Below are 23718 nucleotides of genomic sequence, written 5' to 3' on the forward strand. Positions count from 1 at the left end.
GCTGACTATTTCAATAATAATGTTTCGGCCTTGGCCACGGCGTCGGCAGTGCCGCGCAGCACCACCACGTCACCGCTGGCCAGCTGCGTCTCGGGGGTGACATCGAGGCGGCCACGGCCGCGGCGGATGGCCGTCACGGTCGCGCCGCAGCCAGCCACGTCGAGCATGCTCAAGGGCAAGCCCACACACTGCGCGCTCTCGCTGACGGTGACCGTATGCAGGCGTTCCAGCTCGGCATCGTCGCCCGCGTCACTGGAACCATGGAAATAGCCGCGCAGCGAGGCATAGCGTTCCTCGCGTGCCGCCTGCACCCGGTGCACCACGCGGCGCAGGGGCACGCCCATCATGATCAGCGCGTGCGAGGCGAGCATCAGGCTGCCTTCCATCAATTCCGGCACCACTTCGGCCGCGCCCGCTTTCTTCAACTGGTCGAGGTCGCTGTCGTCGTGGCTGCGCACGATGACGGGCAAGGTCGGCGCCATGTCGTTGAGTAAATGCAATAACTTCAGTGCCGAGGGGGTATTCGCATACGTGATCACCACGGCGCTGGCCCGGTAGATACCGGCCGCCACCAGGCTTTCGCGCCGGCCCGCGTCGCCATACGAGACGTGGGCGCCAGCCAGCTGCGCCTCCTGCACCCGTTCCGGGTCCAGGTCCAGCGCGTGGTACTCGATCTTTTCTTCCGCCAGCAGGGTGGCCAGGCTTTGCCCGCTGCGCCCGAAGCCGGCGATCAGCACGTGTTTCTGCGACGCCATGGTGCGCGTGGCGATCTTGGTCAGCGCCAGCGATTGCATCATCCAGTCGTTGGCCGCCAGCTTCATGACGATGGCATCGGACTTGGCGATGAGGAAGGGCGCCACCAGCATCGACAGCACCATCGAGGCCAGCACCACCTGCACGACGAACGGGTCCATCAGCTTGATGCCGCCCGCCAGGTTCAGCAGCACGAAGCCGAACTCGCCCGCCTGCGCCAGTCCCAGTCCTGTGCGCAAGGCCACGCCGTTGCTCGAGCCGAACAGCCGGGCCAGGCCCGCGATCAGGGCAAATTTCAGCAGCACGGGGCCGCACAGCAGCAGCAAGACCAGCCACCAGTTGTCGAGTACCACGCGGATGTTGAGCAGCATGCCGACGGTGATGAAGAACAGGCCCAGCAGCACGTCGCGGAACGGTTTGATATCCTCTTCCACCTGGTGCTTGAATTCCGTCTCGGAAATGAGCATGCCGGCAACAAACGCCCCCAGGGCCAGCGACAGCCCCGCCCGTTCCGTGATCCAGGCCGCGCCCAAGGTGATCAAGAGCAGGTTGAGCATGAACAATTCCTGCGAGCGGCGCTTGGCGACGATGGTCAGCCAGCCGCGCACCAGCTTCTGGCCGATGAACAAGAGCAAAATGAGGACAACCAGGGCCTTGCCACCGGCCCAGGCCAGGGTTTCGGCCAGATTGTCCGAATCGCGCGTGAGGGCGGGAATCAGGATCAGCAGGGGCACCACGGCCAGGTCCTGGAACAGCAAAATGCCGATGATCTTGCGGCCGTGTTCGCTTTCCAGTTCCAGCCGTTCCGTGAGCATTTTCGAGACGATGGCCGTCGACGACATGGCCAGCGCGCCGCCCAGGGCGAACGCGGCTTGCCAGCTCAGGTGGATGTAGGCGGACAGGTAGCGTCCGACGAACCAGCCGAAGACGACGGTGGCGATGATGGTGGTGACCACCTGCGCCATGCCAAGGCCGAAGACGATGCGCCGCATGGCGAGGAATTTGGGCAGAGAAAATTCCAGCCCGATGGAAAACATCAGGAAGACGACGCCGAACTCGGCCAGGGTATGGCTGGCCTCGTTTTCCGCCGCCAGGCCCAGCGCATGGGGGCCGATGACGATGCCGACGGCCAGGTAGCCCAGCATGGGCGGCAGATGCAACATTCTGAAAGCGACCACGCCCAGCACGGCGCTGCCGAGTAACATCAGGGTCAGTTCAAGCGAGGAAAACATGGGTTGCCCGGTGCGGTCAATGGAAATCGTTGTTTGTTGTGACTGGCAAGTTTTTTGCTTTCCTAATTCGTTTATACTTTGGGCATGAGTGTAACCCATGAAAAAACAATGCTGAAAGCTTTTGATCGAATTGACATGCAAGCGACGACCGAGCGCGCCGTCGCGCTGGCCCGCACCACCTTGCAGATCGAGTCCGACGCCATCGTTGCGCTGCACGCGCGCCTGGCCACGGACGACAGCGTGGGCCGCGCCGTGGCGATGTTGCTGCAATGCAAAGGGCGTGTCGTCGTCTCGGGCATCGGCAAGTCCGGCCATATCGCGCGCAAGATCGCCGCCACCCTCGCTTCCACCGGCACGCCGGCCCTGTTCGTGCATCCGGCCGAAGCGGCCCATGGCGACCTGGGCATGGTCACCTCGGACGATGCTTTTATTGCCATATCGTATTCCGGCGAATCGTCGGAACTGATGGCCATCATGCCCGTCGTCAAGCGCATGGGCGGCGTGCTCATTTCCATGACGGGCAAACCGAACTCCAGCCTGGCGCAATTGGCCGACGTGCACCTGGATATTTCTGTTGAGAAAGAAGCCTGTCCGCTGAACCTGGCGCCGACGGCCAGCACCACCGTGACCCTGGCCCTGGGCGACGCGATCGCCGTGGCCTTGCTCGACTTGCGCGGCTTCAAGGAAGAAGATTTCGCCCGCTCGCACCCGGGCGGCGCCCTGGGCCGCCGCCTGCTCACGCATGTGCATGACGTCATGCGCAGCGGCGAACGGGTGCCGAAGGTGCCCGTGGACGCTTCCTTGCTGCAGGCGCTGGAAGAAATGACGAAGAAGGGCATGGGCATGACGGCCGTCGTCGATGCGGACGACCGTCCCGTGGGCGTGTTTACCGATGGCGACTTGCGCCGCATGTTCGAGCGCGTGCAGGATTTCACGCAAGTGGCGATCCGCGACGTCATGCATGCGCAGCCGCGCAGCATCGCGCCCGAACGCCTGGCCGTCGACGCCGTGGCCGTGATGGAGCAGTTCCGCATCAACCAGATGCTGGTCGTCGATGCCGACGGCAAGCTGGTGGGCGCGCTGCATATCCATGATCTGACGCAAGCGAAGGTGATCTGATGGACAGCGTAGCGGACAACCTGGCGCGCGCGGCCAAGGTCAAACTGATGATCTTTGACGTCGACGGCGTGCTCACCGACGGCAGCCTGCATTTCGGCCCCGATGGCGAGATGATGAAAACGTTTAATGTGTATGATGGCCTGGGCATCAAGCTGCTGCAGGAATCGGGCGTGCAGACGGCCATCATCAGCGCGCGCCGCTCGGCCATCACGGCGCGCCGCGCGCAAGACCTGGGCATTACCCATGTGCACCAGGGCGGTCACGACAAGCTGACGCCGTTTCGCGAACTGCTGGCGCTGACGGGCTTGACGGAAGAGCAATGCGGCTATATCGGCGACGATGTCATCGATGCGCCCATCCTGCGCCGCGTGGGCTTTGCCGTCAGCGTGCCGGGCGGGCGTCCGGAAGCGCTGGACCTGGCGCACCATGTGACGCAGGCCGGCGGCGGCCGTGGCGCGGTGCGCGAGATCTGCGAATTCCTGCTGCGCGCTCAGGATAACTATGCGCGCGTCATGGCGCCGTTCCTGGAGTGAGGCGCATCGCCATGCCGCCAGTGAGATTGGAAAGAGTGAAACCCTATGCATAAGCCAGGAGGCGCCCATCGCTGGCGCATGATTTTTACCGTGCTGGGGGCCGTCGTCTTTGCGCTGGGCAGCTTTTGGCTGCTGGAAGTGATGAACAAGAATGCCCAGGACATCAAGGCCAGCAAGCATCTGGATGAGCCAGACTATTTCATCACCAATTTCAGCCTGGTGCGCATGGACTTGACGGGTAAGCCCAGCTATATCGTATCGGGTACCAAGCTCACGCATTATCCGCTCGATGATTCCTCCGATATCGACCAGCCTTTCGTGCGCAAGCTCACGCCAGGCATGCCGCCGATGAACATGAATGCGGAACTGGCGCATATCGACCAGGACAATACCCGGCTGCAACTGCACCGCAATGTCGTGATCGACCGCGTGGCCAGTCCGAAGGCGCAGAACCTGACGGTCAGGACGGAAGCGCTGACGGTATTTCCGGATGAGGAAAGAATGGAAACGGACGTGCCTGTCGATATCCTGACGGGCGCCTCGCGCATCAATGGCATCGGCATGAAGGCCAATAACGCCACTGGCGTGGTGGAAGTGCAGAATGCGCTGCGCATGGTCCTCCCGCCGAAACCGCGCCCGGCCGCGGCGGCAAAATGACAGAATGAAACAAGGAAACCATACTATGAAGAATATCTTGCTGTTGACCGTATTTTCTCTGGCCATGATGGGCGTGGCGCATGCCGAGAAGGCCGATTCCGAGAAGGAAGCCGTCATCACGGCACGTAGCGGCCACGTCGATGACGTCAAGCAGGTGCGTACCCTGACGGGCGACGTCGTGCTGGTCAAGGGTACCTTGACCATGAAGGCGGGCCGGGCCCTGATCACGGAAGACCCGCAAGGCTACCAGTTCATCACCTTCTGGGCCGATCCCGGCAAGCTGGCCACCTTCCGCCAGAAGCGCGATGGCGCCGGCGACCTGTGGGTGGAAGGCGAGGCGGAGCGCGTGGAATACGATAACAAGACGGAAGTGGTGAAACTGTTTTCCAAGGCCAAGCTGACGCGCCTGGAAGGCACGAAAGTGACCGACGTGGCCAACGGCGCCTTCATCTCGTATGACAGCCGCAAGGAAGTATTCAAAATGGAAAATTCCGACAGCGGCACCAGCACGCCCGATGGCGGCAGCGTGCGCATGGTGATCCAGCCGAAGCCCAAGGCGCCGGCCACGCCCGCACCAGGAAAGAACTAATGGACAATACACGTTGCGGCAGCACCCTGATCGTTCGCGGGCTGCAAAAAACCTATGGCAAGCGGCAAGTCGTGCATGATGTCTCGCTGCAAGTCGAATGCGGCGAAGTGGTGGGATTGCTGGGCCCGAACGGCGCCGGCAAGACCACCTCGTTCTACATGATCGTCGGTCTGGTGCCGTCGGACGGCGGCACCATCGACATCAGCGGCGTGGACATTTCCCGCCTGCCGATCCACCGCCGCGCGCAGATGGGCCTGTCGTATCTGCCGCAGGAAGCGTCCGTCTTCCGCAAGCTGACGGTGGAAGACAATATCCGCGCCGTGCTGGAAATCCAGACCGTCGAAGGCCGCCCCCTGAAGAAGGCCGAGATCGAGGAGCGCCTGGATAAATTGCTGGCCGACTTGCAAATTGAAAAGTTGCGCGAGAACCAGGCGCTGTCGCTGTCGGGCGGCGAGCGCCGCCGTGTGGAAATCGCCCGCGCGCTGGCGACCGACCCGCGTTTCGTGCTGCTCGACGAACCGTTCGCCGGTGTCGACCCGATCGCCGTGATCGAGATCCAGCGCATCGTGCGCTTCTTGAAGGAGCGCAATATCGGCGTGCTGATCACCGACCATAATGTGCGCGAGACGCTGGGTATCTGCGACCGTGCCTACATCATCAACCAGGGCTCGGTGCTGGCGTCGGGACGCCCCGACGACATCATCGCGAACGAGTCGGTGCGCCGGGTCTACCTGGGCGAACACTTCCGCATGTGAGCCAATGAAACAATCATTGCAGCTGCGCACTTCGCAGCACCTGGCACTGACGCCGCAGTTGCAGCAATCGATACGCCTGTTGCAATTGTCTACCCTGGAATTGCACCAGGAACTAGAGCAACTGCTGACGGACAATCCCTTGCTCGAGCGCCTCGACGATCCGCTCGATCATTCGCTGCGCCTGCTGTCCGACGGGGCCCTGAGTTCCACGGCCGCGCCGGCCGAAGCGCCGCCCCAGCCGCCCGGCCAGGAGGCGCCTGCGGCGCCGGCCGAAGCGGAGGCGTTTGACGGCGAGGCGGGCGAGGGCCCGGCCGCCGCGGACGGCGGCGACAGCGACTGGAGCGAGGCGAGCCGGGGCAAGGCGCCCGACGACGAAGATTCGCGTCCGCAATTGGAGGCCCATCACTGTACCCTGCGCGAACACCTGATGGAGCAGATGCGCGTGACGGTGCTCGAATTGCGCGACCGCGCGCTGGTCGAGCTGATCATCGACGCGCTCGACGACAATGGCTACCTGGAAGAGTCGCTCGACGACATCCTGGCGCGCCTGCCGGAAGAGCTGGAAATCGACGCCGACGAGATGCGCACGGCCTTGTCCCTGTTGCAAAGTTTCGATCCGCCCGGCGTGGGCGCGCGCAATGCGTCCGAATGCCTGGCGCTGCAAATCAAGCGCTTGCCGCAGGTCGCCATGGTGACGCGGCGCATGGCCCTCGTCATCGTGGAAAAGCACCTGGCCTGGTTTGCCCAGCGCGATTTCAACAAGCTGAAAAAAGCCCTCGATTGCGACGAGGAAGACTTGCGCGAGGCGCAGACGGTGATTCGCCAGTGCAATCCGCATCCGGGCGCCGTGTTCGCCTCGGACGTGTCCGATTACGTGGTGCCCGACGTCGTCGTCAAGCGCGCGCGCAATGGCTGGCAAGTCACCCTGAACAACGACGTCATGCCGCGCCTGCGCGTCAACGCCATGTACGCCAACTTGCTCAAGCAGGGCAAGGGCGAGGGCGCCATGGGCGCACAGTTGCAGGAAGCCAAGTGGCTGATCAAGAATATGCGCCAGCGCTTCGACACGATCCTGCGCGTGGCGCAGGCGATAGTAGAAAGACAAAAGAACTTTTTCTCGCATGGGGCCGTTGCCATGCGCCCCCTTGTGCTCCGTGAAATAGCTGATACACTGGGTTTACACGAGAGTACTATCTCGCGGGTAACAACTCAAAAGTACATGCTGACCCCGCACGGCATGTTCGAGTTGAAATATTTCTTTGGTAGCCACGTCGCCACCGAAGCGGGGGGCGAAGCGTCATCGACGGCGATACGGGCATTGATCGTGCAACTGACAGGAGCAGAAGACCCTAAAAATCCTTTATCCGACAGTAAGATTGCGGACATGCTGGGGGAACAAGGCATGGTGATTGCGCGACGTACTGTTGCCAAATACCGGGAAGCGTTGAAAATTCCGCCAGTGAGCCTGCGTAAGTGTTTGTAAGTTTTTTTCGGTTCCTCTGCGGGCCGGATAGGATGGACCGCACGAACCCGATCATCTTTAGGAGTGTGTATGAATCTCACCATCAGCGGACATCATCTCGAAGTGACACCAGCCATCCGTGAATACGTACAAACGAAGCTGGAGCGCGTGAAACGTCATTTCGATCAAGTTATCGATATCGCCGTGATTCTGACCGTGGATAACCTCAAAGAGAAAGAAAAACGTCAAAAGGCCGAAGTCAACCTGCGTCTGAGTGGCAAAACTGTCTATGTGGAAAGCCTGGCGCATGACCTGTATGCCGCCATCGATATCCTGATCGACAAGCTGGACAGGCAAGTGATGAAATACAAAACCAAAGTGCAAGGGCACGGTAAAGAGGCGATCAAGCATCTGCCAGACAACTCCGAGGAAGACGCCGTCGTCGCCGTTTAAGGCCACCCGCTTCCAGCAGTTGTGATCAACTAAGGGCGCACATCTTGCGCCCTTTTTTGCGTCTGGACCTGTTGAACGCAATGTTCCCCGCGCAGGCGCTAGAATATTCGCACTTTCACTTTTTTCCTGCCTGCCATGAGCGACTTCGTCCAGACCTCCATCCGCAACCGCACCGGGCATATCGTGCTCGACCGTCCGAAAGCCTTCAATTCCCTGTCGCTGGAGATGGTGCGCGCCCTGAGTGCTGCCCTGCTGGCCTGGCGCGACGATCCGCAGGTGGACGCCGTCGTCATCCGTTCCAGCAGCGACAAAGCCCTGTGCGCCGGCGGCGACATCCGCTTCTTTTACGATGCGGGCCGGGCCACGCCGCAAGGTGGCAGCGCCTTGCTGGAAGATTTCTTTACGGAAGAATACGCGTTAAATCATGTGATTCATTTCTACCCGAAACCGTATATCGCCGTGATGGATGGCGTGGTGATGGGCGGCGGCATGGGCGTGGCGCAAGCCGGGCCTGGCAACCGCCTGCGCATCGTCACGGGCCGCACGCGCATGGCCATGCCGGAAGTCAATATCGGCTTGTTCCCGGACGTGGGCGGCAGTTATTTCCTGTCCCGCCTGGCCGGCCAGCTGGGCCTGTACCTGGGCTTGACGGGTTTGACGATCAACGCGGCCGATGCCCTGTACACGGGGCTGGCCGATGTCTACCTGCCCGAGGCGCAGATGGGGGCGCTGCTGGCCCTGTTCGACTCGACGCCGGGCGAGGCCTTGCCGGTGGCCATCAAGGCGCTGGCCGCGCCGTTCCAGGCCGAGGCGGGGGCTTCTCCTTTGGCTACCGCGCGCGCGGCGCTGGACCGCCACTTCGGCGCCCCTTCCGTGGCCGCCATCATGGCCTCGCTGGCGCAGGACGACAGCGCGTTCGCGGGCAAGGCTCTGGCGGCCATGCGCCTGCGTTCTCCCTTGATGATGTCGGTGACCCTGGAATTGCTGCGGCGCGGTGCCCACCTGGGCGTGGCCGATTGCCTGCGCCTGGAGCGCAGCGTGGTGCGCCACAATTTCGCGCATGGCGAAGTGCTCGAAGGTGTGCGCGCGCTGGTGGTCGACAAGGACAATGCGCCGCGCTGGAACCCCGCCAGCCTGGACAAGGTTGACGCAGCCATGGTGGCGCGCTTCTTTGCGCCTGTCTGGCCGGCCGCGGCGCATCCGCTGCGCCACCTCGATTAATTAGCTGCGCTCGCGGTGGCGCAGCACGACTCTTTCGTTGGGGCCGAAGTATTGCGCCAGCCGTTCCGCCATGTACACGGAGCGGTGCTGGCCGCCCGTGCAACCGAGCGCCACCGTCAGGTAGCTGCGGTTGTCGGACTTGAATGATGGCAACCATTTCTCGATGAAGGCGCGGATGTCGGCCAGCAGCTCCAGCGCGCTCGGTTGCGCGTCGAGGAAGGCGATCACGGGCGCATCGCGTCCGTCGAGCGGGCGCAGCGCCAGGTCGTAATAGGGATTGGGCAAGGCCCGTACGTCAAAGACGAAATCGGCGTCCAGCGGCACGCCCAGCTTGAAGGCGAACGATTCGAAAAACAGGGTCAGCGGCGCGCGTTCGGAGGCGACGATATCCTTGATCCAGGCGCGCAATTTGTTGGCGCTCAGTTCCGAGGTATCGATCACATGGCCCAATTGCTCAATGGCCGACAGGCGCTCGCGTTCTTCCGAGATGCATTCGATCAGGGTGCGGCGGCTGGCGGGGTTATGGTTCGGCCGCAATTCGTGCGACAGCGGATGGCTGCGCCGCGTTTCCGAGAAGCGCGCCACCAGCGAATGCGTGGTGGCAGTGAGGAACATCACCTTGACATCGTGCCCCTGGTCGCGCAGCAGGGCCACATTGTTCGGCAGGCTGGCCAGCGACTCGGCGCTGCGCGCATCGACGGCGACGGCCAATTGCGGTGTGCCTTCGTCGAGCAAGGTTTGCACCAGGCTTGGCAGCAAGGCCGGCGGCAGGTTGTCGACACAATAGTAGCCGGTATCTTCCAGCACATTGAGCGCGACGGATTTACCGGAGCCGGATATTCCGGTGATAAGGACGATATGCATACGCCGATCATACAATAAAGATTGGCGCTGCGCTCCCAAGGCAATGATCTTTACAAATGATTGCAGTTATTGTTCGAGCATTGCTTGTATTTAATTGTTGCCATTGGCGTCAATGTGGGGTCAGACCCGTCGGGTCGGACCCCGGTAATTAGTCACCACTCATTGCCAATCTCTGGTGAAGCAGGGAATTCACGCGGCATTGCTGCGTGCCTGCGTAACGGTTCGCCCTTGCAAGGGCGAACTCCTTGGCAACGCTAGTCGCCACTCATGGCGAGTCGTTGGTGGAGCAGGGGTTTCGGAGAGCCTTGCTCTCCGCCTGCGTAACGGTTCACCCATGCATGGGTGAACTCCTTGCAACGCTAATCGCCGCTCATTGCCAAACGTTGCCGTTCCATGAACTCCTGCAAGGTATCGATGCCGCGCAGTTGCAAAATGGTGTTGCGCACGGCCGCTTCCAGCAGCACGGCGATGTTGCGGCCGGCGGCGACGGGGATGACGACCTTGCGCACGGGCAAGCCGAGCACGTCTTCCGTGGGGAACAGGAAGGGCAGGCGCTCGACTTCCTCTTCCAGCGCGTTGCGGCGCACCAGGTGCACGATCAGTTTCAAGCGCATCTTGCGGCGCACGGCTGTTTCGCCAAAGATGGCCTTGATGTCGAGCAAGCCCAGGCCCCGCACTTCCAGCAGGTTTTGCAGCAGGGGCGGGCAGCGGCCTTCGATCATGTTGGGTGCGATACGCGAGAATTCGACGGCGTCGTCGGCCACCAGGCCGTGGCTGCGCGAGATCAGTTCCAGGCCCAGCTCGCTCTTGCCCAGGCCCGAATCGCCCGTGATCAGCACACCCACGCCCAGCACGTCCATGAACACGCCATGCATGATGATGCGTTGCGCCAGTTTTTTCGACAGGTAGACGCGCAGGAAGTCGATCACTTGCGCGGCCGGCAGCGGGGTCGAGAACAGGGGAATGTTTTGCTCGTCGCAGATGGCGAGGATGTCGGGCGGCGTTTCCAGCCCTTGCGCGATGATCAGCGCGGGTGGGCCGCCGGCGATCAGTTCACCGATCACATGGGTGCGCGTGTTGACCTTCAGGCGCTGATAATAATTGATTTCCTGGTGCCCGAAGACCTGGATGCGGCCCGGATGGATCAGGTTCAAGTGGCCCACCTGGTCGGCGGCCGACGAGACATCGCCCGAGATCAGGCGCTCGCCGCCGGGGAAACCGGCGAACCAGCCCAGTTGCAGACTTTCACGATTATCGTCGTACAGGCGTTGTATCGTCAGCGGCGTTTGCAACATGGCAGTCTTCTTCAGGAGTGGAGGAATACCTGAAGTTTAACCCGTCGCTTGCAGACTGGGTTGCCAATTGACGATGCGCGAATGCACGGATTTCGGTTCCGGATCCGTGGCCAGCGCCGTGCGGAAAGCATCGTCGGAAAACATTTCGGCGATTTCCGACAAAATTTCCAGATGTTGCTGGGTGACATGATCGGGAATCAGCAGGAAAAACAGCAGATTGACGGGCTTGCCATCGGGCGACTCGAACGGAATCGGCTCGGCCAGACGCACGAAGGCGCCCAGCGGCGCTTTCAGGGTCTTGCTGCCCTTGACTCTGCCATGCGGCACGGCTACGCCATGGCCCAGGCCTGTCGAGCCCAGGCGTTCGCGGGCAAACAGATTGTCCGAAACGGTAGAGCGGGCGATGCCGTAATTGTTTTCGAAGATCAGGCCGGCTTGCTCGAAGGCGCGCTTTTTACTGGACACTTCCAGGTCCAGCAGGACGTTTTCGAGAGATAATATTTTGCTAAGATTAGTCATGACACTCAATGAAATGGTGCAATGCGCAGAGGGCTTGCGAGCCGAATTATAGGCCTGTTTCCGCGGCCTGTAACGCCAATTCTCAACAGTATACGCGCGCTGCGGGCGCAGTGGGCGCGACAGCCCATGTCACCATCATTTTAGCAAAAAAATAACATCGTGGTGTAGCGGCTATTTCTTGATTAAAAACACGCGGCGAACAGATTTTTCCGCCGCCGAATGCCGATTTTCCGATTTTTCAGCGTCTTTGACATGCACTGAGGCACTACTGCAACGTTGTTTTAAAACACAGCCAACATTCCTGTTGGCATGCTTTCAAGGTGTTGCGCGAGGTTATTGGCGCGCATTGCGCAGATTGCCCGGCATCGTGCCCGTGCTGTAGTTGCTGCGCCACGGATTGATATCGAGGCCGCCGCGGCGCGTATAGCGCGCATACACGGACAGTTTTTGTGGCTTGCACTGGCGCAAGATATCGACAAAGATGCGCTCCACGCATTGCTCGTGGAATTCGTTGTGTTCGCGGAAACCAATCAGATAGCGCAGCAGGCTTTCCTGGTCGATCTGCGGTCCCGCATACGTGATCTGCACGCTGCCCCAGTCGGGCTGGCCCGTCACCAGGCAATTCGATTTGAGCAGGTGCGAGACGAGTTTTTCTTCCACCGGTGCTGCATCGAGTGCCGCCTTCAACAGCAGCGGCGAGGGCGTGTATTGCGTGATTTCCAGGTCAAGGCGATCGAGCAGCACGCCGTCGAATTCACCCATTTTCAGCTTGCCGAAGTCTTCCTGCAAGGTCAGTTCCACCTGCACGGGCGTGCCAAAACCGTTCGACAGATCCTGTTTGAGCAGTGCCAGCAGCGCATCCGGGCTATCCAGTTTGGTCTGGTTGAACGAGTTCAGGTAGAGCTTGAACGATTTCGACTCGATGATGTTGGGCGAGTCGGCCGGCGCGCTGACCTTGGCAATGGCCACCTGCGGCTTGCCGCGCTGGTTCAGCCACGACAGTTCGTACGCATTCCAGATATCGAGGCCGAAGAACGGTAATGTACCGTGCAGTTCCAGTTCGTCGCGCTTGCCCTGGCGCGGAATCGGAAACAGCAGTTCCGGCGCGTAATGGCTGCGGTAGGCGGAGCTTTTGCCCAGGGGAGATTGTTCGGCGAGGTCGTTGGTGGTGGTCATGGTCGTGTGGCGTGAATTCAGTCAAGCACGCATGGTAGCCTAATTCCCCCAACGGCGAGTAGCCGCCGTTGGGAGGAATGCTTAACCCAAAAACAGCTTATACACAGGATTGCTGCTTTCATCCCAGTAACGGTACCCCAGGGTATCGAGGAAGCGGGCGAATTCTCCCATTTCATCGGGCGGCACTTGCAGGCCCACCAGGATGCGGCCCACGTCGCCGCCCTGGCTGCGGTAATGACACAGCGAAATATTCCAGTTCGGCGCCATGCTGTCGAGGAAGCGCATCAGCGCACCGGGGCGCTCGGGGAATTCAAAGCGGTACAGCAGCTCGTCCTGCGCCAGGCGGCTCTTGCCACCGACCAGGTGGCGGATGTGCGACTTGGCCAGCTCGTCGTGGGTCAGGTCCAGCGTCTTGAATTCATGCTCTTCGAATTTCTTCGCCATCGCCCCGGATTCATGCCGGTCGGCAATCTGGATGCCGACGAACACGTGCGCGGCTTTTTCATCGCTGATGCGGTAGTTAAATTCCGTCACGTTGCGCGCGCCGATGAGCGAGCAGAAGCGCTTGAAGCTGCCCCGCTGTTCGCGCATGGTGACGGCAAACACGGCTTCGCGGAATTCGCCCAGCTCGGCTCGCTCGGCAACGAAGCGCAAGCGGTCGAAATTCATGTTGGCGCCGCAGGCGATGGTGACCAGCGTCTGGTTGACGATGGGGTGCTTGCTCAGGCTGGCCCGCTCCACGTAGGCCTTGGCGCCCGCGATGGCCAGCGCGCCGGCCGGTTCCAGAATGGAGCGCGTATCGGTAAACACATCCTTGATGGCGGCGCAGATGGCGTCCGTGTCGACGATGATGATGTCATCGACATATTGCTGCGCCAGGCGGAAGGTTTCCTCGCCCACCAGGCGCACGGCCGTGCCGTCCGAAAACAGGCCCACGTCGGGCAGGGTCACCCGTTCGCCCGCTTTCAGCGAGCGCGCCATGGCGTCCGAATCGACCGTTTGCACGCCGATGATCTTGATGTCGGGGCGAATCTGTTTCACGTAGGCAGCCACGCCGGCGATCAGGCCGCCGCCGCCGATGGCGACGAAGATGGCGTGGATGGGGCCGGAATGCTGGCGCAGGATTTCCATGCCGATCGTGCCCTGGCCGGCGATCACGTCCGGATCGTCGAACGGGTGCACGAAGGTCAGCTTCTGTTCTTTTTCCAGGGTCAGCGCGTGGTTGTAGGCGTCCGTGTAGGACTCGCCATGCAGCACGATTTCCACATGCACGCCGCCGCGCGCCTTGACGGCGTCGATCTTGACGGGGGGCGTGGTGGTGGGCATGACGATGACGGCGCGGCAGCCCATGCGCGCGGCCGACAGGGCCACGCCCTGAGCATGGTTGCCGGCCGAAGCGCAAATGACGCCGCGCTTGCGTTCCGCATCGCTGAGCTGGGCCATCTTGTTGTAGGCGCCGCGAATCTTGAAGCTGAACACGCTTTGCATGTCTTCGCGCTTGAAGTAAATCTGGTTGTTCAGGCGCTGCGACAGGGCAGGGGCCAGTTCCAGCGGCGTTTCGGTGGCGACGTCATAGACGCGGGCGGTCAGGATTTTCTTGAGGTAGTCGATGTTCATAGTCTGCAAGCAAGTGATTCTGGGCCAGAAAGGGTCTGGAGCGTGTCGGGCGATAGCGGCGGCGCCGCGGCGGATAGCCTGGCGACAAATAATGCTCTGTGGAACTGCGGGCGGGTATGCCTTTGCCGGTTGGCGCGATGTGTGCGGCGCCCAGGCTGCTCTTCATTATAATGGAGAGCCTTACTGCATCGCGAAGTGTTCCATGATCGAATCCGCAATCGCCTGGCTGCTGCAGCTGATCGCAGCACCGGAAGTCGGGCTGACCTCGGTCTTTCTGATCAGTTTTATTTCCGCCACCTTGCTGCCGCTTGGCTCGGAGCCGGCCGTGTTTGCCGTCATCAAGGCCAATCCTGCACTGTTCTGGGCCGCCATCGGCGTCGCCACCCTGGGCAATACCCTGGGCGGCATGGTCGACTACTGGATGGGCTACCGGGCCAAGCAGGCGTTTGCCAAGGAGCGCGACACGCGCTGGTTCCGCTGGCTGGCCCGCTATGGCGCCAAGACCATGCTGCTGGCCTGGCTGCCCCTCGTGGGCGACCCCCTGTGCACCCTGGCGGGCTGGCTCAAGCTGCCGTTCTGGCCCAGCGTGGCCTACATGGCCATCGGCAAGTGCGCGCGCTACCTGAGCATGACGGCTTTGCTGTTGTACGTGCCCGATGGCGTATGGCACCGGATCGGACAAATGCTGGCGTAAACGGCACGCAAACGGGCGTAATGCAACGCCTGTTTGCCCTATTTTTGGGCAGTTCGATAGTTTGCAGTAGAGTCCGATTCTTGGCATTTTTGCGTCAAAAAATCACGGAAACTGGTTTTTTATTCATGCAAAAGTAGGCTTTTCCGTATTTGCTATGGCGGCGGATGAGGTGCTTAAACCTTAGGCGGCCTAAGGCTGTTCCGGCATGGTGCGGCGCAATAAGATAAAATGGCCCTTTAGGGTCCAGTCCACATCGTCACCACACTCCATGAACGCTCCCGCACATATCCAAGCTCTACTGGCAGAAACGCCGAATGGTCCCGCAGCAAGCCGCCTGCGCGAAATCCCGTATAACTACACGTCGTTTTCCGATCGCGAGATCGTCATACGCCTGTTGGGGGAGGACTCCTGGCGCCTGCTCGACGAGCTGCGCGGCGCCCGCCAGACGGGCCGTTCGGCCCGCATGCTGTACGAGGTGCTGGGCGACATCTGGGTCGTGCGCCGCAATCCTTATCTGCAGGATGATTTGCTGGACAACCCGAAGCGCCGCCAGGGCCTGATCGACGCCTTGCATCACCGCCTGGCCGAAGTCGACAAGCGCCGCCTGTCCATCGATGCGGCCGGCGGCGACGTCGCCGCCAGTGGCGAAGCGCCCGAAGTGGCCAAGTCGCGCAGCGCCAACGTGGAACTGCTGCTGAAAGCGGCCAGCAAGGCCGTGGCCGACTTTGGCGACGAATTCCGCAAGACCTATGACTTGCGCAAGCGCACGGTCAAGGTGCTGGGCCGCTACACGGAAAAGCACAATGTGCGCTTCGACGGCATGACGCGCGTGTCGCACGTGACGGACGCCACCGACTGGCGCGTGGAATACCCGTTCGTCGTGCTCACGCCCGACACGGAAGAGGAAATGGCCGGCCTGGTGAAGGGCTGTATCGAACTGGGGCTGACCATCATCCCGCGCGGCGGCGGCACCGGCTACACGGGCGGCGCGATTCCCCTGACGCCGATGTCGGCCGTCATCAATACGGAAAAGCTCATCACCCTGGGCGCCGTGGAAATGACGGTCTTGCCGGGCCTCACGCACGAATACGCGACGATCCATTCGGGCGCGGGCGTAATCACAAATAAAGTGTCGGAAGCGGCGGAAAAAGCCGGTTTCGTGTTCGCGGTCGACCCGACCTCGGCCCACGCTTCCTGTATCGGCGGCAACGTCGCCATGAATGCGGGCGGCAAGAAGGCCGTGCTGTGGGGCACGGCGCTGGACAACCTGGCGTCTTGGCGCATGGTCGACCCGAACGGCGACTGGCTCGATGTCACGCGCCTCGACCACAACCTGGGCAAGATTCACGATATCGCACTGGCACGTTTCCAGCTGGAATGGCGTCACCCGAGCACGCGCGACGCGACGAAACCGAACGCGCCGTTCAAGACGGAAATCCTGGAAATTCCTGGCCGCAAGTTCCGTAAAGAGGGCCTGGGCAAGGACGTGACGGACAAATTCCTCGCCGGCTTGCCGGGCATCCAGAAAGAAGGCTGCGACGGCCTGATCACGTCGGCGCGCTGGATTCTGCACAAGATGCCGAAATTCGCCCGCACCGTCTGCCTGGAATTCTTTGGCCAGGCGCGCGACGCGATCCCGTCGATCGTGGAAATCAAGGATTACCTCGATGGCTTGCCGGCCAAGGGCGAGCAATACACGACCATCCGCCTGGCGGGCCTGGAACACCTGGACGAGCGCTACCTGCGCGCCGTCGGCTACGCCACCAAGTCGAAGCGGGGCGTGCTGCCGAAGATGGCCCTGTTCGGCGACATCGTCGGCGACGATGAAAACGCCGTCGCGCAAGCGGCGTCGGAAGTGGTGCGCATCGCCAACACCCGCGTGGGCGAAGGCTTTGTCGCCGTCAGCCCGGAAGCGCGCAAGAAATTCTGGCTCGACCGCGCCCGCACGGCGGCGATCGCCAAGCACACGAATGCGTTCAAGATCAATGAAGACGTGGTGATTCCGCTCAACCGCATGGGCGAATACACGGATGGCATCGAGCGCATCAATATCGAGCTGTCGATCAAGAACAAGCTGCAACTGGCCGATGCCCTCAGTGAATTCTTTACCAAGGGCAACTTGCCAATTGGCAAGAGCGACGACGCCTCGGATGACCGCGTCGACGACGCGGAAATGCTGGGCGACCGCGCTGAGCAGGCGCAGCAGTTGCTGGCGCAAGTGACGGCACGCTGGACCTGTCTGCTGGCCCAGCTGGACCGCCCGCTGGCCGACGTGAAGGGCGAACTGGCCGAGCTGGGCATGGAACGCTTGCTGCCCGTCTTCGATGCGCGCCTGGAAACCCAGCCGGACGCCACCTTGTTCGACGTGGTGCAGGACCGCACCGTGCGCGTGACCTGGAAGCAAGAGATTCGCGCCCAGCTGCGCCAGGTCTTCAACGGCGCCGCCTTCAAGCTGATCCTCGACGAGGCGACGGCGATTCACGCGCGCATCCTGCGTAGCCGCGTATTTGTCGCGCTGCACATGCATGCGGGCGACGGCAACGTGCACACGAACTTGCCCGTCAACTCGGACAATTACGAAATGCTGCAGGATGCCCACCAAGCCGTGGGCCGCATCATGATCCTGGCCCGCTCGCTCAATGGCGTCATTTCCGGCGAACACGGTATCGGCATCACCAAGCTGGAATTTTTGACGGAAGAGGAAATCGGCGAGTTCCGCAGCTACAAGCAGCGCATCGACCCGGAAGGCCGTTTCAACAAGGGCAAATTGCTGAACCTGCCGGGCATGGGCGCCGACTTGCGCAATGCCTACACGCCATCGTTTGGCCTGATGGGGCATGAGTCCTTGATCATGCAGCAAAGCGATATCGGCGCCATCGCCGACAGCGTCAAGGATTGCTTGCGTTGCGGCAAGTGCAAACCCGTCTGCGCAACCCACGTGCCGCGCGCCAACTTGCTGTACTCGCCGCGCGACAAGATTTTGGCGACGTCCTCCCTGATCGAAGCCTTCCTGTACGAAGAGCAGACGCGCCGCGGTATTTCCATCAAGCATTGGGAAGAGTTCGAGGACGTGGCCGACCACTGCACGGTATGCCATAAATGCGTCACGCCCTGTCCTGTCAACATCGACTTCGGCGACGTGTCGATGAACATGCGCAACTTGCTGCGCAAGATGGACAAGAAGAGTTTTAATCCCGGCACCAAGGCGACGATGCTGTTCCTCAACGCCACCGATCCCGTGACCATCAACGCCACGCGCAAGGTCATGATCGGCTGGGGTTACAAGGCGCAGCGCCTGGGTCACGACTTGCTGAAGAAATTTGCCAAGAAGCAAACCAAGGCGCCGCCGCCATCGACGGGCAAGCCGCCCGTCAAGGCGCAGGTGATCCATTTTATTAACAAAAAGATGCCGGGCAACTTGCCGAAGAAAACGGCGCGCGCGCTGCTCGACATCGAAGACGATAAAGTCATCCCGATCATCCGCAATCCGAAGACGACCACGGCCGATACGGAAGCCGTGTTTTACTTCCCCGGTTGCGGTTCGGAACGGCTGTTCTCGCAAGTGGGCCTGGCGACGCAGGCGATGCTGTGGGAAGTGGGCGTGCAGACGGTCTTGCCGCCTGGCTACCTGTGCTGCGGTTATCCGCAACGGGGCGCGGGCGAGTTCGACAAGGCCGAGAAGATGATGACGGATAACCGCGTCCTGTTCCACCGCATGGCCAACACGCTCAATTACCTGGACATCAAGACGGTGCTCGTCTCGTGCGGCACCTGCTATGACCAGCTGGCAACGTACCAGTTTGAAAAGATTTTCCCCGGCTGCCGCATCATGGATATCCATGAGTATTTGCTGGAGAAAAACGTCAAGCTGGAAGGCGTCAACGGCACGCGCTATATGTACCACGAGCCATGCCACAATCCGATGAAGCTGCAGGAATCGGGCAAGACCATCAATTCCCTGATCAGCACGGTAGATAACGTGAAGATCGAGAAGAATGACCGTTGCTGTGGCGAATCCGGTTCGCTGGCCGTCACGCGTCCCGACATCTCCACGCAAGTGCGTTTCCGCAAGGAAGAAGAGATGGTCAAGGGCGCCGACAAGCTGCGCGGCGACGGGTTCACGGGTGACGTGAAAATCCTCACCAGCTGCCCGTCGTGCCTGCAAGGCTTGTCGCGCTACAATGATGATTCGGGCACGACGGCCGACTACATCGTCGTCGAGATCGCCAAACACTTGCTGGGAGAGAACTGGATGCCGGATTACGTGAAACGCGCCAATGACGGCGGCATCGAACGGGTGCTCGTGTAATGTCCACGCCTTGCGATCTATGTCAGTTGCTCGACGGCTACGCCAACAAGCAGGGTCTGGAGACCTTGCTGTGGCGCAGCGAGCGCTTGTCCGTGGTGGCCGTCGACGACCCTGCATATCCTGGCTTTTGCCGCGTGATCTGGAACAAGCACGTGAAGGAAATGACGGATTTGACGCCCGGCGAGCGCAATTACGTCATGGAAGTCGTGTGGCAAGTCGAGCTGGCCGTGCGTGAAGTGATGCAGCCGGAAAAGGTCAATCTGGCCAGTTTCGGCAACATGACGCCGCACGTGCACTGGCACGTGATTCCCCGCTACCGCGACGATGCGCATTTCCCGAATCCCAGCTGGGCGGTGGTCCAGCGCGAGACGGCGCCGGAAGCACTGGCCACGCGCCGCGCCTTGCTGCCGGCACTGCGCGCCGCCATCATTCAACGTTTATCCGCATAAAGTATCGTCATGACTGAAAAAACAGCAACACCCCAACCGACCGGCTTGACCGTGCACAACCAGTCGCGCGTGCTCGATGTGGCCTTCGACGATGGCAGCACATTTGCGTTGCCGTTCGAATACCTGCGCGTGTACTCGCCGTCGGCCGAAGTGCAGGGCCATGGCAAGGGCCAGGAAACCTTGCAATTAGGCAAGCGCCTGGTCGGCATCACGGGTCTGGAGCCGGTCGGCAACTACGCCGTGCAACCGACCTTCAGCGATGGCCACAATTCCGGCCTGTACACCTGGGCCTATCTGTACAAGCTGGGCGCGCAGCAAGCGACCCTGTGGCAGGATTACCTGGACCGCCTGACGGCGGCTGGCTACCCCGGTGACAGCGGCCGCGACGCCAAGGCCGACATGACGGTCAAGCAATCTTCCGGCGGTCATGTTCACGGCCCAAGTTGCGGGCACAAACACTAAGGTGAAAAAATAATGCGGTAAGCTTGTCGGATTGCCGCATATCCATTCGTCGTATGAATGCCCGCGCTTGCGGGCATTTTTCTTTTGGAGAAGAGACTATGGAATACCTGATCCTGATCTACGCCGATGAATCCCGCTATGAGACGATGCCGGAAGGACAGATGGCCAGCCTGATGGCCGACTTTGCCAGCTATACGCAGGACCTGGAAGCGGCCGGCGTGCTGCGCGGCGGGGCCGAACTGGCGCCCGTGGGCAGCGCCACCTGCGTGCGTGTGCGCAATGGCAAGCCTGTCATCACGGATGGGCCGTTCGCGGAAACCAAGGAGCAGCTGGGCGGATATTACCTGCTAGCCTGCGCCAACCTGGACGAGGCGCTGGCCTGGGCCGGGCGTTGTCCGGCAGCCTCGCTGGGCAGCATCGAAGTGCGGCCCGTCACGGCCTGAGCATGGCCGGCGACGCCCTGTCGGCCGTCGAGCACGTCTTTCGCCAGGAGCGGGGCAGGGTGCTGGCCGGCCTGATGCGGCGCTTCGGCGACCTGGGCCTGGCGGAAGATGTGTTGCAGGAAGCGTGCCGCAAGGCACTGGAACTGTGGCCGCGCACGGGCATCCCCGATCATCCCGCCGCCTGGCTCAGTGCCGTGGCGCGCAACGCGGGCCTCGATCAGGTGCGCCGCGCGGGCAAGAGCGTCGTCGATGCCGAGGTCATCCTGTCGAGTCTGCCGGCATCCGCGATGGAAGAACCACACGCCATCGACGATGATCGGCTGCGCCTGCTGTTCATCTGCTGCCATCCTGCGCTGGCGCCCGAGGCGCAGGTGGCGCTGGCCCTGCGCACCCTGTGTGGCTTGTCCACGGCCGAGATCGCGCGCGCCTTCGGCGTGGCGGAAGCGGCCCTGTCGCAGCGGCTATTGCGCGCCAAACGCAAGATCGCCGAAGCGCGCATCCCCTTCGCGTTGCCACCGGAGCAAGAATTGCAGCAACGGCTGGCGCAAGTGTTGCACGTGATTTACCTGGTGTTCAGCGAAGGCTATTGCGCCAGCGGCGGCGATGTTTTGCTGCGCGCCGACCTGTGCGCGGAAGCGCTGCGCCTGGGGCGGCTGCTCGACAGCCTGCAGCCGGGCCAGCCGGAAGTGCAGGGCTTATTGGCCTTGCTGCTGCTGCAGGCGTCACGCGGCCCGGCCCGCCTCTCGCCAGGCGGTGAGTTGCTGACCCTGGAAGAGCAGGAGCGGCGCCTGTGGGATGGCGCCCTGATCGCCGAGGGACTGGCCGTGCTGGCGCTGGCCTTGCCGGCGCGCGCGCCAGGGCCGTACCAGCTGCAGGCCGCCATTGCCGCCTTGCACGCCCAAGCTGCCACGGCCAGCCAGACGGACTGGCGCCAGATCCACGTCCTGTATGGCGCCTTGCTGCGGCACAAGCCGGAACCCATGATCCTGCTCAATGCGGTGATCGCCTGCGCCATGGCGCATGGCGCCGCACACGGCCTGGCGTGGCTGGCGCGCCTGGAAGCCGTGCCCAGCCTTGTCAACTCGCATTATCTGCATGCGGCCCGGGCCGACTTGCTGCGCCGCCAGGGTGACCGCTCAGGCGCGCTGGCGGCGTATGCACAGGCGGCAATGCTTGCTTCAAATGCAGTGGAAAGGCAATACCTTCTCCGGCGTCAGGGGGAAATGCGCCTGCCGCTTGTATAATGCGTGCAAGTTCAAACAGACTGCCTACCATGACCAATACGACCCATTTCGGATACAAAACAGTTGCAGAAGACGACAAAGTGCGCGAAGTCGCCAAGGTGTTCCATTCCGTCGCTGCCAAATATGACGTGATGAACGACTTGATGTCGGGCGGGCTGCACCGTCTGTGGAAGACGTTCACCATTGCCAACGCGGGCGTGCGCCCCGGCTTCAAGGTGCTCGACATCGCCGGCGGCACGGGTGACCTGTCGAAGGCGTTCGCCAGGCAGGCCGGTCCTACTGGCGAAGTCTGGCTGACCGATATCAATGAGTCGATGTTGCGCGTGGGCCGCGACCGCCTCTTGAATCGCGGCTTGCTCACCCCCACCTTGTTGTGTGACGCGGAAAAACTGCCGTTCCCCGACAATTATTTTGACCGTGTCAGCGTGGCCTTTGGCCTGCGCAACATGACGCACAAGGATGTGGCGCTGGCCGAAATGCGCCGCGTGCTGAAACCGGGCGGCAAGCTGCTGGTGCTGGAGTTTTCCAAGGTGGCGGCTCCCCTGCAAAAGCCGTATGACCTGTATTCGTTCTCGGTCTTGCCGTGGTTCGGACAGAAAATCGCCGGCGACGCGGAAAGCTATCGCTACCTGGCAGAATCGATCCGCATGCACCCGGACCAGGAGACGCTGAAGACCATGATGGAAACGGCGGGCCTGGAGCGCGTGCAGTACTACAATTTGACGGCAGGCATTGCCGCTTTGCATACCGGCATCAAGATGTAATGCATCAATGTTGGTGATTTTAGGAGATGGAATGAAATTGAAGAAATTTATGGTCGGCATGATGCTGGCCGCGACCACGGTATCCATGCTGGGTGAGGCGCTGGCCCGTCCCATGGGGGGTGGCCGTTCGTTTGGCCGCCAGTCGCAAAACGTGGGCCGTCAGGCGCCCGCACCGGCGCCGACCCCGGCACCGGCCGCCGCGCCACGCCAGGTGCAACCTGCGCCAGCCCCCGCACCGGCACCTGCCGCCAAGGCGCCGAGCCGCTGGAAGGGCTTGCTGGGCGGCGCCTTGCTGGGCCTGGGCCTGGGCGCGCTGCTGTCGCATTTCGGCCTGGGCGGCGCCCTGGCTAGCATGATCAGTACCCTGCTGATGGTGGCCTTGCTGGCCGGCGTGGCCTACTTCATCTACCGCATGGTGCGCGGCAAGCGTGACAGTAACGCCAACGGCAATGCGCCGTTCGCTGGCTTCGGCAACCAGCCTGCACCGGCGGGCAACGTGCCCGACATCGGTTCGCGCATTCCACCGCTGCCACCGCTGCAACCCGTCTCGTCCGGCGTCGGCCTGGACAAACCGGCGCCGGTGGCCGCGCCATGGGGCGTGCCTGCCGACTTCGACAAGGAAGCCTTCCTGCGCCACGCGAAAAGCAATTTCATTCGCCTGCAAGCGGCCTGGGACAAGGCCGACGTCAACGATATCCGTGAATTCACGTCGCCGGAAGTGTATGGCGAACTGCGCATGCAAATCCAGGAACGGGGCGCGCAGCCAGACTTTACCGATGTCGTCACCATCGATGCCGAACTGCTGGGCATCGAGACGAGCGTCAACGACTACCTGGCCAGCGTGAAGTTTACGGGCCTGATCCGTTCGGCGCCGGGCGCGGCAGCCGAGCCATTCGCGGAAGTGTGGAATATGTCGAAACCCGTCAGCGGCAACAGCGGCTGGGTCTTGGCTGGCATCCAGCAATTGAATTAATTGTCAAAACTTGCTGAATAATGGCTTAAGTTCATGCGCAATGCATGATGCTTGACAGATATTTCCTGCCGAACTGGTAAGATCGAAACCGCCCACGTTGTTTTACGGGCGGTTTTTTCTTTTTAGGGGCGCGCC

Annotated in this window: 22 protein-coding genes; 16 read left to right on the top strand and 6 right to left on the bottom strand. The window is 61.7% G+C overall.

Annotated features, from left to right (window positions below; genetic code table 11):
- Nucleotides 1-5: 5 nt before the first annotated feature.
- Nucleotides 6-1985 (bottom strand): monovalent cation:proton antiporter family protein, encoded by a 1980-nt coding sequence (locus ACP7DW_RS11290; RefSeq protein ID WP_298410290.1) that lies wholly within the window; start codon nt 1983-1985, stop codon nt 6-8.
- Nucleotides 1986-2069: 84 nt separating this feature from the next.
- Between ACP7DW_RS11290 and ACP7DW_RS11295 the strand changes: the two genes are divergently transcribed.
- The 8 genes from ACP7DW_RS11295 to ACP7DW_RS11330 all read left to right on the top strand — a co-directional run bounded on the left by ACP7DW_RS11295 (nt 2070) and on the right by ACP7DW_RS11330 (nt 8774).
- Nucleotides 2070-3104 carry a KpsF/GutQ family sugar-phosphate isomerase gene (locus ACP7DW_RS11295; protein WP_426054932.1) on the top strand — a complete coding sequence of 345 codons (1035 nt, stop codon included), beginning with the start codon at nt 2070-2072 and terminating at the stop codon, nt 3102-3104.
- On the top strand, nt 3104-3637 hold the full coding sequence (locus ACP7DW_RS11300; RefSeq protein ID WP_141171517.1) for a KdsC family phosphatase: 534 nt from the start codon (nt 3104-3106) through the stop codon (nt 3635-3637). Before ACP7DW_RS11295 ends, ACP7DW_RS11300 begins: the two co-directional genes overlap by 1 nt.
- Nucleotides 3638-3682: 45 nt before the next feature.
- Nucleotides 3683-4294 carry an LPS export ABC transporter periplasmic protein LptC gene (gene lptC, locus ACP7DW_RS11305; RefSeq protein WP_426054931.1) on the top strand — a complete coding sequence of 204 codons (612 nt, stop codon included), beginning with the start codon at nt 3683-3685 and terminating at the stop codon, nt 4292-4294.
- Between the two features lie 25 nt (nt 4295-4319).
- Entirely contained in the window at nt 4320-4883 is a 564-nt protein-coding gene (gene lptA / locus ACP7DW_RS11310) for a lipopolysaccharide transport periplasmic protein LptA (RefSeq protein ID WP_099760889.1), read from the top strand.
- Entirely contained in the window at nt 4883-5638 is a 756-nt protein-coding gene (lptB, locus tag ACP7DW_RS11315; protein ID WP_071079722.1) for an LPS export ABC transporter ATP-binding protein, read from the top strand. Before lptA ends, lptB begins: the two co-directional genes overlap by 1 nt.
- Nucleotides 5639-5642: 4 nt before the next feature.
- The gene (locus tag ACP7DW_RS11320; protein ID WP_426054930.1) at nt 5643-7121 is read left to right on the top strand and encodes an RNA polymerase factor sigma-54; all 1479 of its coding nucleotides are present in this window, start codon (nt 5643-5645) and stop codon (nt 7119-7121) included.
- Nucleotides 7122-7190: 69 nt separating this feature from the next.
- A complete protein-coding gene (gene hpf / locus ACP7DW_RS11325; protein ID WP_141171519.1) occupies nt 7191-7553 on the top strand; it encodes a ribosome hibernation-promoting factor, HPF/YfiA family in 363 nt (120 codons plus the stop codon).
- A 135-nt stretch (nt 7554-7688) separates the two neighbouring features.
- A complete protein-coding gene (locus ACP7DW_RS11330) occupies nt 7689-8774 on the top strand; it encodes an enoyl-CoA hydratase/isomerase family protein (RefSeq protein WP_426054929.1) in 1086 nt (361 codons plus the stop codon).
- On the opposite strand, the gene rapZ is transcribed toward ACP7DW_RS11330, so the two are convergent.
- The 5 genes from rapZ to ilvA form a co-directional block, all read right to left on the bottom strand.
- Nucleotides 8775-9638 (bottom strand): RNase adapter RapZ, encoded by an 864-nt coding sequence (gene rapZ, locus ACP7DW_RS11335; protein ID WP_426054928.1) that lies wholly within the window; start codon nt 9636-9638, stop codon nt 8775-8777.
- Nucleotides 9639-9997: 359 nt separating this feature from the next.
- Complete coding sequence (gene hprK, locus ACP7DW_RS11340) at nt 9998-10933, bottom strand: HPr(Ser) kinase/phosphatase (RefSeq protein ID WP_034753337.1); 936 nt, start codon at nt 10931-10933, stop codon at nt 9998-10000.
- A 36-nt stretch (nt 10934-10969) separates the two neighbouring features.
- The gene (locus ACP7DW_RS11345) at nt 10970-11452 is read right to left on the bottom strand and encodes a PTS sugar transporter subunit IIA (RefSeq protein WP_096233534.1); all 483 of its coding nucleotides are present in this window, start codon (nt 11450-11452) and stop codon (nt 10970-10972) included.
- Nucleotides 11453-11785: 333 nt separating this feature from the next.
- Nucleotides 11786-12628 carry an NADPH-dependent 7-cyano-7-deazaguanine reductase QueF gene (gene queF, locus ACP7DW_RS11350; RefSeq protein ID WP_426054927.1) on the bottom strand — a complete coding sequence of 281 codons (843 nt, stop codon included), beginning with the start codon at nt 12626-12628 and terminating at the stop codon, nt 11786-11788.
- Nucleotides 12629-12709: 81 nt separating this feature from the next.
- Nucleotides 12710-14245 carry a threonine ammonia-lyase, biosynthetic gene (ilvA, locus tag ACP7DW_RS11355; RefSeq protein ID WP_071079716.1) on the bottom strand — a complete coding sequence of 512 codons (1536 nt, stop codon included), beginning with the start codon at nt 14243-14245 and terminating at the stop codon, nt 12710-12712.
- 202 nt (nt 14246-14447) lie between these two features.
- On the opposite strand from ilvA, the gene ACP7DW_RS11360 reads away from it, so the two are divergent.
- From ACP7DW_RS11360 to ACP7DW_RS11395, 8 genes are all read left to right on the top strand, one after another.
- Nucleotides 14448-14939, top strand: coding sequence for a YqaA family protein (locus tag ACP7DW_RS11360; RefSeq protein WP_071079715.1), 492 nt, complete (start codon nt 14448-14450; stop codon nt 14937-14939).
- 268 nt (nt 14940-15207) lie between these two features.
- Nucleotides 15208-19248: a DUF3683 domain-containing protein gene (locus tag ACP7DW_RS11365; protein WP_426054926.1), complete on the top strand. Its 4041-nt coding sequence runs from the start codon at nt 15208-15210 to the stop codon at nt 19246-19248.
- Complete coding sequence (locus tag ACP7DW_RS11370) at nt 19248-19697, top strand: HIT family protein (protein WP_426054925.1); 450 nt, start codon at nt 19248-19250, stop codon at nt 19695-19697. Before ACP7DW_RS11365 ends, ACP7DW_RS11370 begins: the two co-directional genes overlap by 1 nt.
- 9 nt (nt 19698-19706) lie before the next feature.
- Nucleotides 19707-20159 carry a gamma-butyrobetaine hydroxylase-like domain-containing protein gene (locus ACP7DW_RS11375; RefSeq protein ID WP_141171526.1) on the top strand — a complete coding sequence of 151 codons (453 nt, stop codon included), beginning with the start codon at nt 19707-19709 and terminating at the stop codon, nt 20157-20159.
- Between the two features lie 98 nt (nt 20160-20257).
- On the top strand, nt 20258-20602 hold the full coding sequence (locus ACP7DW_RS11380) for a YciI family protein (RefSeq protein WP_426054924.1): 345 nt from the start codon (nt 20258-20260) through the stop codon (nt 20600-20602).
- Between the two features lie 2 nt (nt 20603-20604).
- Complete coding sequence (locus tag ACP7DW_RS11385; protein WP_426054923.1) at nt 20605-21846, top strand: RNA polymerase sigma factor; 1242 nt, start codon at nt 20605-20607, stop codon at nt 21844-21846.
- Between the two features lie 29 nt (nt 21847-21875).
- The gene (gene ubiE, locus ACP7DW_RS11390; RefSeq protein ID WP_010394608.1) at nt 21876-22610 is read left to right on the top strand and encodes a bifunctional demethylmenaquinone methyltransferase/2-methoxy-6-polyprenyl-1,4-benzoquinol methylase UbiE; all 735 of its coding nucleotides are present in this window, start codon (nt 21876-21878) and stop codon (nt 22608-22610) included.
- A gap of 31 nt (nt 22611-22641) precedes the next feature.
- Entirely contained in the window at nt 22642-23583 is a 942-nt protein-coding gene (locus tag ACP7DW_RS11395; protein ID WP_426054922.1) for a Tim44 domain-containing protein, read from the top strand.
- The last annotated feature ends 135 nt before the right edge of the window (nt 23584-23718 follow it).

This window comes from Janthinobacterium sp. PSRC1-1 (genome assembly GCF_049897525.1).
GTDB classification, from domain to species: domain Bacteria; phylum Pseudomonadota; class Gammaproteobacteria; order Burkholderiales; family Burkholderiaceae_D; genus Janthinobacterium; species Janthinobacterium tructae.